Source organism: Empedobacter sp. UBA2044, assembly GCF_002333005.1.
Classification (GTDB): Bacteria; Bacteroidota; Bacteroidia; order Flavobacteriales; family Weeksellaceae; genus Empedobacter; species Empedobacter falsenii_B.
Window position 1 is genome coordinate 66051 of sequence record NZ_DDBA01000066.1, and the last position, 12075, is coordinate 78125.

Below are 12075 nucleotides of genomic sequence, written 5' to 3' on the forward strand. Positions count from 1 at the left end.
AAAATGGCTGTCAAAATTGACGGCCATTTTCTATTTATTTTAATATTTATTCTTGAATGATTATTTGCTAAAATCTTCTTTCAATAAATCGATTTTCGCTAACAACGTTTGTTGAACAGCTGGATAATCTTCTTTGTTAGAAAGTGAAGCATTTACAGAGAAATAATATTTAATCTTTGGTTCTGTTCCAGAAGGACGACAAGCTACTTTACTTCCATCCTCTGTATAGAAAATCAATACATTTGACTTTGGTATCTCAATCGCTTTTTCTTCACCAGAAATTAAATCTTTGTCGATAGAAGATTGAAAATCTTTTACACGAACAACTTTAGATCCTGCTAATTCTTTTGGAGGATTTGATCTAAATTCAACCATCATTTTAGCAATTAACTCTGCACCTTCTTTTCCAGGTTTTACAATACTAATTAAATCTTCTTGATATGCTTTTCCGATTTCAAGATAGATTTCCATTAATTTATTGTACAGAGAACTTCCTTTTGCTTTTTGTACAGCAGCAATTTCAGAAACCAATAAAGCTGTTGTAACAGAATCTTTATCACGGATAAAGTCTCCAACCATAAATCCGAATGATTCTTCTCCTCCTCCAACAAAACTTTCTTTGCCTTCGAATTTGCGAATCATATCAGCAATCCATTTGAAACCTGTTAATCCTACTTTACAATCAACATTGAATTTCGCAGCAATATCATAGAAAATATCAGACGTTACGATTGTCGATCCGATAAATTCATTTCCAACTAATTTCCCCGATTTTTGCCATTTTTCTAATAAATAATAAGCCAAAACAGTATTCATTTGGTTACCATTTAATAAAACAATTTCACCTTCATTGTTACGCGTTGCAACACCTACACGATCCGCATCAGGATCTGTTCCAATCACAACATCAGCACCAATTTCATTCGCTAAAGTAACTGCCATAGTCAAAGCCTCTGGTTCTTCTGGATTTGGCGATTTTACTGTTGGGAAATCTCCACTTGGAATTGCTTGTTCAGCAACTTGATGAACTTGAGTAAAACCAGCTTTATCAAAAGCTTTTGGCGTAATTGCAACGGCAGTTCCGTGAATAGAAGTAAAAACAATTTTTATATCTTCCTTACCATCTTGTGTAAAACTTCCGTTCGCTACACATGCATCAATAAAAGCTTCATCAATTTCTTTACCTATATACGTTAACAATGCATCGTTACCTTGAAATTTGATTTCTTCTACTTTTACATTATTTACTTCATTAATAATTTCTCCATCTTGTGGCGGAACAATTTGCGCTCCATCATTCCAATAAACTTTGTAACCATTGTAAATCGGAGGATTGTGGGAAGCTGTCAACACAATTCCAGCATCACAACCTAAATGACGAACTGTAAAAGACAATTCTGGCGTTGGGCGAAAAGATTCAAACAAATAAACGTTGATTCCATTCGCAGTCAAAACATCGGTAACCATTTTTGCAAACGTATCCGAATTGTGACGAACATCGTACGCAATCGCAACTTTTTTCTCTTTATTCAGAAATTGTTGATTGATATAATTTGCTAAACCTTGCGTCGCTGCACCAAGTGTATATTTGTTTAAACGATTTGTTCCAACACCCATTATACCACGCATTCCTCCTGTTCCAAACTCAAGGTTTTTATAAAAAGAATCGTCTAATTCGGTTGGATTATTATCAATTAAATCTTGAACAGCTTTTCTTGTTTCCGCATCATAAGCGTCAGAAAGCCATAATTTAGCATTATCTAAACTTGAAGTCATTCTTATCTTTTATTTTTTTAATACTTGGGCGCGGTCGGCAATTTTTGTATCCTTATTAGGATCGCCCATAAAATTTACAATTGAGTTTCCTTTTGCAGAACCATATAAGGTTTGGCGTGCATTGATGTCTAATAAAGCGTTATCATCAGTCGTAAAATTAGCTTCATTGACCTCGTATTTGAATAAATTCAATTGTGCTTCGCCATAAGCTTTCACTTTCATAGTTCCAGCAGTTCCTTCTAACATAATATTAGATTGATCATCTGCTTTCAAATCAAAGTTGTTTGTAATCAAAAAAGTTTGATTAATTCTTGCTTGATCCTTCGCATTCATTGTCAATTTATCGACATTCAATGTTCCAGAAGTAGTCAAAGAAGTTTGTTTATTTACATCAATCTTTTCTAAATCTCGTGTCACATAAACGTACAAATCGTAGGCGCTATAATGGTCTACATTTGATTTTTCTTTGATTGTAACCGCATTATTTTTTGCTTCAACTTCTAAATTGTCAATAATATTTTGATGCGATTCTACTTTAACTCCAGATTTATTCCCCGGAACTAAAATAACATTACAATTACACGAAACGCTCAAATCTTTGATATTATCAGCTGTATATTCTTTTTGAGCCGTTGCAGCACCTTCTCCATCAATTGATGATGAACACGAAGTTGCAACTAAACCTAAAAATCCTAATAAAAATATTTTCTTCATAGCAGTTGGTTATTTAATTAGTTTAAATTCAATTCTTTTTGAACTAAATACAATTGTTTTTCGCGATTATTACGAACAATTAACTCGCCCAAAAATCCCGCCAAAAATAATTGCGTTCCTAAAATCATAAAAACTAACGAAATATAAAAATAAGGACTATCTGTGATTAATCTGGCTGGTGTATGGGAAATATAAACTTTATATAATTTCTCGATTCCTAAATAAAATGAAGCGAAAAACCCTAAAATAAACATCAATGTACCCAATAAACCGAAAATATGCATTGGTTTATTCCCAAACCTTGACGCAAAGAAAAGTGTAATCAAATCCAAGAAACCATTTACAAAACGATTTGCTCCAAATTTTGAAACACCATATTTACGCGCTTGATGTTTTACTTTTTTCTCAATAATTTTCGAATATCCCGCATTTTTCGCTAAAACAGGAATATAACGGTGCATATCACCATACAATTCGATATTTTGCGTTACTTCCCAACGATAAGCTTTCAAACCACAGTTAAAATCGTGCAATTTTACACCAGAGGTTTTACGTGCTACACCATTGAATAATTTCGAAGGAAGATTTTTTGTCAATTTATTATCTTGACGATTTTCTTTCCAACCCGAAACAATATCTGCTTTTTGGTTTTTCAGCATTTTGTATAACGACGGTATTTCCTCAGGAAAATCTTGTAAATCTGCATCCATAGTAATCACAACATCACCTTTCACTTCTTTAAAAGCCGCGCTAAGTGCTGGAGACTTACCATAATTTTTACGGAATTTAATTCCTTTCACTTCTGTATTGAAGTTGGCAATATACTCTATAATTTGCCACGAATCATCTGTACTCCCGTCATCAACGAAAATAACTTCGAATGTAAAATCATTCTGTTCACAGACTTTTTTGATTCTGTAGAATAATTCCTCTAAGGAATCTTGTTCGTTCAGTAAAGGAACAACAACTGAAATATCCATATGTTAAAAAACACGTTTTTTTAAGAATTGTGAAAACATCGCTGCAATTGCGATGTAGAAAGATAAGAAAATTGAGGATAATCCGAAGAAGTTTTTCACAGTAAATAAATTAAGTGTTTTATAATCATCCGAATTTCTAAATGTTTCGATATCTTTTGCGACTTTTGGATCAGACATATTAGACGTAAAAGTATCTAATAACCCTTGTTTCAAACTATCTTGTGCCCATTCTCCATAAGTATTGAAGAATACAAAAATAACAATCAAACTCATGATTCCTGCAAAGAAAATCGTGTAGAAACCAACTTTAAAACCTTCTTTGAAAGTCATTAATTCTTCTGAAGTTTGATGATTTTTTGCTTTATTTTTCGATAAATTGAAAATTATTAAAAAACAATATAATGCATACAAAGGTAATACAATAAAACAGCAAATCATGAAGCTGTAAGTGTAATAATCTTTTACAGAAACTGTTCCGTTTAAAGAAAAATAAAAGTAAAGCGCGAAAAACAATGCTAATGTAATTGCTGTAAGCACCAAAGAGTTTTTGAAAATTTTATTAAAACTAATCATTCTGCAAAGATAATTATATCTCGTAATTCTTTCTCTATTAAATTGTATGATTTAAAAAGGAATTTATCTTCATAAATTCTTTTCTTCAATTATTTTATACAATATCAATTACTTTTTTAGTTCTAATTTTTATTTGTAAATCAATCTATTAATTCAATCAGACCTAAGCAACAAGAAAGTTTTTTCAATAAACACTTTTATTTTTACAAAACTTTCTTACCTTTGCATCAGGCAAGTCCTACACAACCAGCTCCTGTTGAATCCTCCAGGACGGGAACGTAGCAAAGGTATACGGTCGTAGCGGTGTGATGTAGATCGCTTGCCTATTTTTATTTTTCTAAATTTCACTCCCACTTTTTTTTACCCCATTATTTATTCGTAAATTTGCAACCATTGATTTAAAGATTCAATGGAAACAAACAAAGCACCAAAGTACATTTTCGTTACCGGAGGAGTAACATCGTCGTTAGGAAAAGGAATCGTAGCATCATCATTAGGAATGCTACTAGAAGCAAGAGGATATAGAGTAACAATTCAGAAATTGGATCCCTATATAAATGTAGACCCAGGAACACTTAATCCTTACGAGCATGGAGAATGTTACGTTACGGAAGACGGTGCAGAGACCGATTTAGATTTAGGACATTATGAGCGTTTCTTGAACCGTGCAACGTCTCGTGCTAACTCAGTTACTACAGGTCGTATTTATCAAACAGTTATAGAAAAAGAACGTCGTGGAGATTATTTAGGAAAAACAGTTCAAGTTGTTCCTCATATCACAAACGAAATAAAACGTCGTATCAAATTATTAGGTAATACAGGTGATTATGATATCATCATTACTGAAATTGGAGGTACGGTTGGAGATATTGAGTCTTTACCTTATATCGAATCTATCCGTCAGTTAACTTGGGAATTAGGAGAACATAATTCTTCTGTTATTCACTTAACATTAGTCCCTTATTTAGCTGCTGCGGGTGAATTAAAAACAAAACCTACTCAACATTCTGTTCGTACATTAATGGAAAATGGTATTCATGCCAATGTTTTAGTTACACGTACGGAGCGTCATTTACCAAAAGATGTAAAAGCTAAATTGGCTTTATTCTGTAATGTTCGCAAAGAAAATGTAATCGAAAGTATGGATGCAGACACAATTTATGAGGTTCCATTCTTATTACATAAACAAAATTTTGACGAAGTTGTTTTAAAAGGCTTAGATTTGCCAACTGATCAAGAACCAGATTTTACAGTTTGGAACAAATTCTTATCAAATCATAAAAATCCTAAAAACGAAATAGAAATTGCTTTAGTTGGTAAATACGTTTCGTTACACGATTCTTATAAATCAATTACAGAAGCATTTACACATGCTGCTGCAACTTGCGAAACGAATGTAAAAGTTCGTTGGGTATATTCTGGTGATATTACAGAAGACAATGTTGGAGAGCAGTTGAAAGGCGTTTCGGGAATTTTGATTGCACCAGGTTTTGGAGATCGTGGTATTTTAGGTAAAATAATTGCTGCAAATTATGCACGAAGAAATAATATTCCAACATTAGGAATTTGTTTGGGAATGCAAATTATGGCAATTGAATTTGCGCGTAACGTTTTAGGTTACGAAAAAGCAGATTCAGCAGAAATGGATTTAACAACGCCTTATCCAGTTATCAGTTTGATGGAAGATCAAAAAGATGTATCGGACAAAGGAGGAACAATGCGTTTAGGAAATTGGAAATGTGAATTAACTCCAAATTCAAAAATTGAGAAAATTTACAACACAACCGAAATCTTAGAACGTCATCGTCATAGATATGAATTCAACAATGATTTTTACGATGAATTTGTTGAAAACAATTTTATTCCAGTTGGTAAAAACCCTGAAACAGAATTAGTAGAAATTTTAGAACATAATCAACACCCATATTATATAGGTGTACAATTCCATCCGGAATATAAAAGTACAGTTGCTTCGCCACATCCTTTATTTATAAGTTTTATCGAAGCTTCTTTATTGAATAAACAAAATGATTTATTAAATGCAACAAGAGAAAAAATTTGATTTTAACCAAACGATTGGTTTTATTTTAATTGCAATTCTTTTTGGCGTATTCTATTTTCTAAACAAACCTTCGGAAGCGGAGGTCGAAGCTCAGAAAAAAGAATTAGTTCAAAAGCAAGAGCAAGCAAAAAAACAGGAACAATTAAATAAAACAGCTACAACACAAGCTTTTCAAACTGTAGATCCTACATTAGCAAAAGATGTTGAAATTAGTAATGATAAACTAAAAGTTACTTTTTCGCCAAAAGGAGCTCAAATTTCTGACGTACAAATCGTTGGATATACAGCTTACAATGACAAAAAAGATGGACACAAAGATCCTTTACATTTGATAAAAGATGGATCAAGTAAGTTCAATTTATCATTCAAAACAAAACAAGGAGCTGTTCTTAATGTTTCGGATTTAGTTTTTGTACCTCAAGTACAGAAAAATGCGAACAATACAATTGTGACGTTTACAGCAAATGCGCAAAATAGTCAAATTCAATACATCTATACATTAGGCGATTCTTATGGTATCGATTTCGAAGTTAAAACGCAAGGTTTATCTAACATCACTTCTGATAAAAATGTAGATTTAGCGTGGACAATGGATGGTTTCAGTACTGAAAAAGGGAAAGATCAAGAAAAATATTGGTCACATACTTATTTTCAGTTCAAAGGAAACAAAGACATCGAATACGAATTATTTGGTTCTGACGAATGGGAAGAAGAGGAAGCTATTTCTTGGGTAGCCAACAAACAACAATTCTTCGCAACAGTTTTATCAAATGATGAAGGGTTTAAAACAACAAAAGGTGGTTCTAAAAACTCTGATAAAGAGGATTTAACTTATAGTAAACACTATCACTTAAACTCAAAATTAGAGTTAAAAAATAATGAAATCAATACAAAATTCACATGGGATTTTATTCCATTGGATTATAAAATGTTGAAAGATTATAACGACAAAGGATTCCAAAACTTAATTGACTTTGGTTGGGGATTATTTGGTTGGTTGAATAAATATTTCTTCTTGAATGTATTTAAATGGTTGGCAGCAATGAGTATTCCTTTAGGATGGGTAATCTTCTTGATGACAATCGTTGTAAAATTGATTTTATCTCCAATTATGTACAAACAATACCGTCAATCTGCATTGATGAAAGTTGTTCGTCCAGAGTTGAATGAAATCAACGAAAAATACAAGGATCCAAAAGATGCGATGAAGAAGCAACAAGAAACAATGGCAATTTATCGTAATGCAGGAATCAATCCATTAGCAGGATGTTTACCAGCATTATTACAAATTCCTATTTTCTATGCGTTATTCCGTTTCTTCCCGAACTTAATCGACTTGAGAGGTGTTCCTTTCTGGTTCGTAGATGATTTAACAGCATTCGATGATTTAATCAAATTACCAGAATGGGTTCCATTCCTTAATGGTCACTTAAGTGTATTCGCTTTATTATACATTGTTGCAATGATGATTTATTTTAAAGTTTCTGGATCTATGGATAACTTCCAAATGCCACAACAAGAAGGAATGCCAAACATGCAATTCATGAAATACATGATGTATGTAATGCCAGTTTTCTTCTTTGTATTCCTTAACAATTACGCTTCAGGTTTATCTTGGTATTATTTAGTATCCAATGCGATTAATATTTTCATCGTGTTATATATTAAGAAATATATGATTCACGAAGCGAAGATTCATCAAATCATCGAAACAAATAAAACGAAACCTAAAAAAACAGGTAAGTTTGCTTCGAAAATGCAAGAAATGATGAAACAAGCTCAAGAAATGCAAGAGCAACAACAAAAGAACAAAAAGAAATAATCACATTATATTTCAAATTCAAAAATCCGTTAATAATAATTAACGGATTTTTTTATTTATTTAAGACAATAAAAATTTTAGTAACCAATTTATTAAATATCAATAATTTATTCATTTAAAATACTTTTGTAGTGTACGTTACACACTTTTTATGAATAAATTCTTTTTTATTTATTATTTTCAGATTATTATTGTCTAAAAATAATAAATAACATGAATAATATTTACTCGATTAAAGACCAAACAGCAAACCCTGGACCTTTAGGATTATTTGGTTTTGCAATGACAACTGTTTTATTAAATATACACAATGCAGGCTTTTTTCCTGTTAATAGTATGATTATGGGAATGGGTGTTTTCTTTGGAGGTGGAGCACAATTTGTGGCTGGCGTTATGGAATGGAAAAAAGGAAACAACTTTGGTAGTATTGCATTCATGTCTTATGGTGCTTTTTGGTTAACACTTGTATTTATATGGTTAGCACCGATGTTTGGCGTAGAAAAACCGGACGGAAATGCAATGGGATGTTATTTAGGAATGTGGGGATTATTTACATTAATCAACTTTTTACAAACATTAAAAGGTAATTTGGTCGGAAAATTATTATTTGGTTCGTTAACCTTATTATTCTTGTTATTAGCAGCAGGTAACTTTACAGGAAGTCAAAGTATTTTACATTTTGCTGGTTGGACAGGAATCATCTGCGGATTTATTGCTTTTTACGAAGCTTCTGCAATTATGATTAATCAGAAATACGAAAAAGCAATTCTTCCTTTATAAATAATATGAATAAAAAAAATCCTTTATCAGAGACTGATAAAGGATTTTTTTTATAATTGAAATGAATTATTTATTAAACATTGGTGCTAATAATTTTTTCCAGATAAATAATAAAATTAATGATCCTAAAATTGAAAAAATCCAATCCAACGGACTGAAAAAACTCACTTCTCCATCATGAGAAATTCCTAAAATTGTACGCATATAAGCTCCTAAATATGCACCAACAATACCTATAAGTGCAGTTACCCAAAATCCTCCCGGATCTTTACCTGGCATTATTGCTTTAGCAATTCCAGCACAAATTAAACCGAACACTAAGTATACCAAAAAGCTCCAAACTCCGGTAATACCTAACATAATAAATGAAGTTGTCATCATAATTAATAGTATTTTTTATGGTTTTAAAAATTGTTAAGTAAATCTTAACTAAAATCGTTCCAAAAAGATAAGAAAAGTTTTTGTAATTTGTAAATTTGTAACACTATAAAATAAAATTTATGTCTCTAATCAAATCTATTTCAGGTTTTCGTGGAACAATCGGAGGAAAACCGGGAGATAATTTAACTCCTATAGACGCTGTAAAATTCGCAGCTGCTTACGGAACTTGGCTTAAGAATCAATCAAATCAATCAGAATATAAAGTAATTGTAGGTCGTGACGCTCGTATTTCTGGACAAATGGTTTCTCAATTAGTTTGTTCAACTTTACAAGGATTAGGAATTAATGTTGTCGATTTAGGTTTATCTACTACTCCAACTGTAGAAGTTATGGTGACACATTTACATGCAGATGGAGGAATTATTTTAACTGCTTCTCACAATCCAAAAGAATGGAATGCGTTGAAATTATTGAATGCAAAAGGAGAATTTGTTTCTGCAACAGATGGTGCGCAAATTTTAGCTTTCGCAGATAAAGATGATTATACATTTGCTAAAGTTGATGATTTAGGTTCTTATGAAACTTTTGATGATGCAATTGATTTACATATCGAGAAAATTTTGGCTTTGCCATTAGTGAATGCAAAAGCGATTCAAGAGAAAAATTTCAAAGTTGCGATTGACGCAGTAAATTCAACTGGAGGAATTGCAATTCCTAAGTTATTACAACGTTTAGGTGTAATTCATTACGATATGTATTGCGAGCCAAACGGACATTTTCCTCATAATCCAGAGCCTTTAAAAGAACATTTAGGTGATATCTGTAAAAAAGTAATCGACGAACAAGCTGATTTCGGAATTGTGGTAGATCCAGATGTTGACCGTTTAGCAATTATCGATGAGAAAGGTGAAATGTTTGGAGAAGAATACACATTAGTTGCAGTCGCAGATTATGTATTGTCAAAAACGCCTTCAGCAACAGTTTCTAACTTATCTTCTTCTCGTGCATTACGCGATATTTCTGAAAAATATGGTCAAAAATATTCACCATCAGCAGTTGGAGAAGTAAATGTTGTAGTTGAAATGAAAAACGTTGATGCTAAAATTGGTGGAGAAGGAAACGGTGGTATTATTTATCCAGAATTACACTACGGGCGCGATTCTTTAGTAGGAATTGCTTTATTCTTGACATATTTAGCTGAACAAGATAAATCAGTTTCAGAATTGAGAGCTTCTTATCCAGCATATTTTATGGCGAAAAAGAAAATCGAATTAACACCAGAAATCAATGTTGACGAATTGTTAGTTAAAATTCAGGAAGTTTACAAAAACGAAGAAATCAATACGGTTGATGGAGTTAAAATTGATTTCCCTACAGAATGGGTTCATTTAAGAAAATCAAACACAGAGCCAATTATTCGTATTTATACTGAAAGTACCTCAGAAGAAAATGCAAATAAATTAGCTGATAAAATGATCGAAAGCATAAAAAATATCATCTAAAACAATCTATTTTAATTGTTTAACAAATGTGCAAAACTCTAACAATTCGTTATGATTTTTGCACATTTTATTTTGTAAATTAGTCTATCACTATGGACGAAGATTTTTTTAATAACGAGCTAATTGAAGGTTTTGAGCAAATGCTTGATAATCGTGAATATAAGTATTACGATTCGGAGGATTTGGTCGAAATTATTGAGTTCTATCTTGAAGTAAATGATAGCGAATATGCAAAACGTTCGTTGGATTTTGCAGAAAAAATGCATCCCGAGAATATAGATATCAAAATCAAGAGAATCGAATATTTTCTTACAACTGAGGATTTAAAAAAAGCTGCAAAACTCATCAAAGATTTAAAAGATTTAGCTGCAAACGAATTAGATTACCTTCTTGTACAAGCACGTTTTTGGGGATTGAAAAATATGCCTCGAAAAGCGATAAATTTTTATGAAGAAGCTTTGCAAATAGACGAAGAAGAAACTGATTTTATTTGCAATTGTATCGGAAATGAATATTTGAATTTAGATGAAGTTCATTCTGCGTTAATTGCTTTCAAAAAAGCATTGAAATTCAATCCAGAAAACGATTATACTTTCTACTCTATTATTCAATGCTACGAAGAAATTCATAATCCTGATGAATGCATCGAATTTTTAAAAGATTTTATTGACGATAATCCATATTCGGAAGTTTCTTGGTTGCAACTTGGTCTGTTGTACAATCACAAAAAAATGTATGACGAAGCTATAAATGCATTGGATTACGTGCTCGCGATTAATCCTAACTCTATTGTTGGTCATGCTAACAAAGCGCTTTCATTGGAAGAATTAGGAGAATATAATAAAGCAATAGAAACGCTAGAAGAAACATTAGAATTTGATGATTCGCCCGCTGTTACGCATATGAAAATTGGTGAATTGTACGAAAAGTTAGAGAAACCACAAAAAGCATTGAAAGCTTATCATATTGCGATAAAAGAAGATCCGCAATTGGATAAAGTTTGGGCAAAAGCAGCTTCGCTTTACAACAAATTAGAAAATATTGAAGAAGCCGAATATTACATTCAGCGAGCGATAGAATTGAATGGCGATAATTACGAATATTATACAGATTCAACTTACTATTTTCTGAAACAAATGAAGTTTGAGGAAGCTATAAAAAACCTTTCAAAACTTGTTGAAATGAAACCTTTAGTATTCAATACTTGGTTTGCTTACGTCGAAACTTTGATTGCCGTTGGAGAATACGAACAAGCGATTGCAGCCTTATTAACAGGTGCTTTGAAGAATTTTAATCGTGCCGAATTTTTCTATCAATTAAGCAATGTTTACTACATAACTGATCAAGATCAATTAGGTAATGAAGCATTAGGAAATGCATTAAGTTTGGATCGAAATTTAAAAGAATCGATGATTGAATATTATCCGATTTTAGAAGAAAAAATCAATCAAATTTCTGGAAACAACGAATAAAATATAATTCTTA

At 31.9% G+C, this 12075-nt stretch carries 10 protein-coding genes and 1 other RNA gene; 6 read left to right on the top strand and 5 right to left on the bottom strand.

Annotated features, from left to right (window positions below; genetic code table 11):
• Nucleotides 1-60: 60 nt before the first annotated feature.
• Genes B4E59_RS12035 through B4E59_RS12050 form a run of 4 tightly spaced genes read right to left on the bottom strand, consistent with a single transcriptional unit; the run spans nucleotide 61 to nucleotide 4043 of the window.
• Entirely contained in the window at nucleotides 61-1776 is a 1716-nt protein-coding gene (locus B4E59_RS12035) for a phospho-sugar mutase (RefSeq protein WP_291053196.1), read from the bottom strand.
• 9 nt (nucleotides 1777-1785) lie between these two features.
• Nucleotides 1786-2490 (bottom strand): GIN domain-containing protein, encoded by a 705-nt coding sequence (locus B4E59_RS12040; RefSeq protein ID WP_291053199.1) that lies wholly within the window; start codon nucleotides 2488-2490, stop codon nucleotides 1786-1788.
• 17 nt (nucleotides 2491-2507) lie between these two features.
• Nucleotides 2508-3470: a glycosyltransferase family 2 protein gene (locus B4E59_RS12045; RefSeq protein ID WP_114998995.1), complete on the bottom strand. Its 963-nt coding sequence runs from the start codon at nucleotides 3468-3470 to the stop codon at nucleotides 2508-2510.
• Nucleotides 3471-3473: 3 nt separating this feature from the next.
• Nucleotides 3474-4043 (bottom strand): DUF4199 family protein, encoded by a 570-nt coding sequence (locus B4E59_RS12050; protein WP_114998993.1) that lies wholly within the window; start codon nucleotides 4041-4043, stop codon nucleotides 3474-3476.
• A gap of 229 nt (nucleotides 4044-4272) precedes the next feature.
• On the opposite strand from B4E59_RS12050, the gene ffs reads away from it, so the two are divergent.
• The 4 genes from ffs to B4E59_RS12070 all read left to right on the top strand — a co-directional run bounded on the left by ffs (nucleotide 4273) and on the right by B4E59_RS12070 (nucleotide 8707).
• An RNA gene (gene ffs, locus B4E59_RS12055) (signal recognition particle sRNA small type) lies at nucleotides 4273-4371 on the top strand.
• 81 nt (nucleotides 4372-4452) lie between these two features.
• A complete protein-coding gene (pyrG, locus tag B4E59_RS12060) occupies nucleotides 4453-6105 on the top strand; it encodes a CTP synthase (protein ID WP_125349700.1) in 1653 nt (550 codons plus the stop codon).
• Entirely contained in the window at nucleotides 6083-7927 is a 1845-nt protein-coding gene (gene yidC, locus B4E59_RS12065) for a membrane protein insertase YidC (protein ID WP_286495353.1), read from the top strand. Before pyrG ends, yidC begins: the two co-directional genes overlap by 23 nt.
• Nucleotides 7928-8140: 213 nt before the next feature.
• A complete protein-coding gene (locus B4E59_RS12070; protein WP_286495352.1) occupies nucleotides 8141-8707 on the top strand; it encodes an acetate uptake transporter in 567 nt (188 codons plus the stop codon).
• 66 nt (nucleotides 8708-8773) lie between these two features.
• Here the strand turns inward: B4E59_RS12070 and B4E59_RS12075 are convergent, their stop codons facing one another.
• Nucleotides 8774-9088, bottom strand: a complete 315-nt coding sequence (locus B4E59_RS12075) for a GlsB/YeaQ/YmgE family stress response membrane protein (protein ID WP_180905890.1) — start codon at nucleotides 9086-9088, stop codon at nucleotides 8774-8776.
• Between the two features lie 119 nt (nucleotides 9089-9207).
• Between B4E59_RS12075 and glmM the strand changes: the two genes are divergently transcribed.
• On the top strand, nucleotides 9208-10590 hold the full coding sequence (gene glmM / locus B4E59_RS12080) for a phosphoglucosamine mutase (RefSeq protein ID WP_286495351.1): 1383 nt from the start codon (nucleotides 9208-9210) through the stop codon (nucleotides 10588-10590).
• A 92-nt stretch (nucleotides 10591-10682) separates the two neighbouring features.
• A complete protein-coding gene (locus B4E59_RS12085) occupies nucleotides 10683-12062 on the top strand; it encodes a tetratricopeptide repeat protein (RefSeq protein ID WP_291053206.1) in 1380 nt (459 codons plus the stop codon).
• The last annotated feature ends 13 nt before the right edge of the window (nucleotides 12063-12075 follow it).

Excerpts from the sequence above, each read along its gene's own strand:
- B4E59_RS12035 (WP_291053196.1), bottom strand. The coding sequence starts at position 1,776 with ATGACTTCAAGTTTAGATAATGCTAAATTATGGCTTTCTGACGCTTAT.
- B4E59_RS12050 (WP_114998993.1), bottom strand. The coding sequence starts at position 4,043 with ATGATTAGTTTTAATAAAATTTTCAAAAACTCTTTGGTGCTTACAGCA.
- B4E59_RS12085 (WP_291053206.1), top strand. The coding sequence starts at position 10,683 with ATGGACGAAGATTTTTTTAATAACGAGCTAATTGAAGGTTTTGAGCAA.
- glmM (WP_286495351.1), top strand. The coding sequence starts at position 9,208 with ATGTCTCTAATCAAATCTATTTCAGGTTTTCGTGGAACAATCGGAGGA.
- yidC (WP_286495353.1), top strand. The coding sequence starts at position 6,083 with ATGCAACAAGAGAAAAAATTTGATTTTAACCAAACGATTGGTTTTATT.
- B4E59_RS12040 (WP_291053199.1), bottom strand. The coding sequence starts at position 2,490 with ATGAAGAAAATATTTTTATTAGGATTTTTAGGTTTAGTTGCAACTTCG.
- pyrG (WP_125349700.1), top strand. The coding sequence starts at position 4,453 with ATGGAAACAAACAAAGCACCAAAGTACATTTTCGTTACCGGAGGAGTA.
- B4E59_RS12070 (WP_286495352.1), top strand. The coding sequence starts at position 8,141 with ATGAATAATATTTACTCGATTAAAGACCAAACAGCAAACCCTGGACCT.
- B4E59_RS12075 (WP_180905890.1), bottom strand. The coding sequence starts at position 9,088 with ATGATGACAACTTCATTTATTATGTTAGGTATTACCGGAGTTTGGAGC.
- B4E59_RS12045 (WP_114998995.1), bottom strand. The coding sequence starts at position 3,470 with ATGGATATTTCAGTTGTTGTTCCTTTACTGAACGAACAAGATTCCTTA.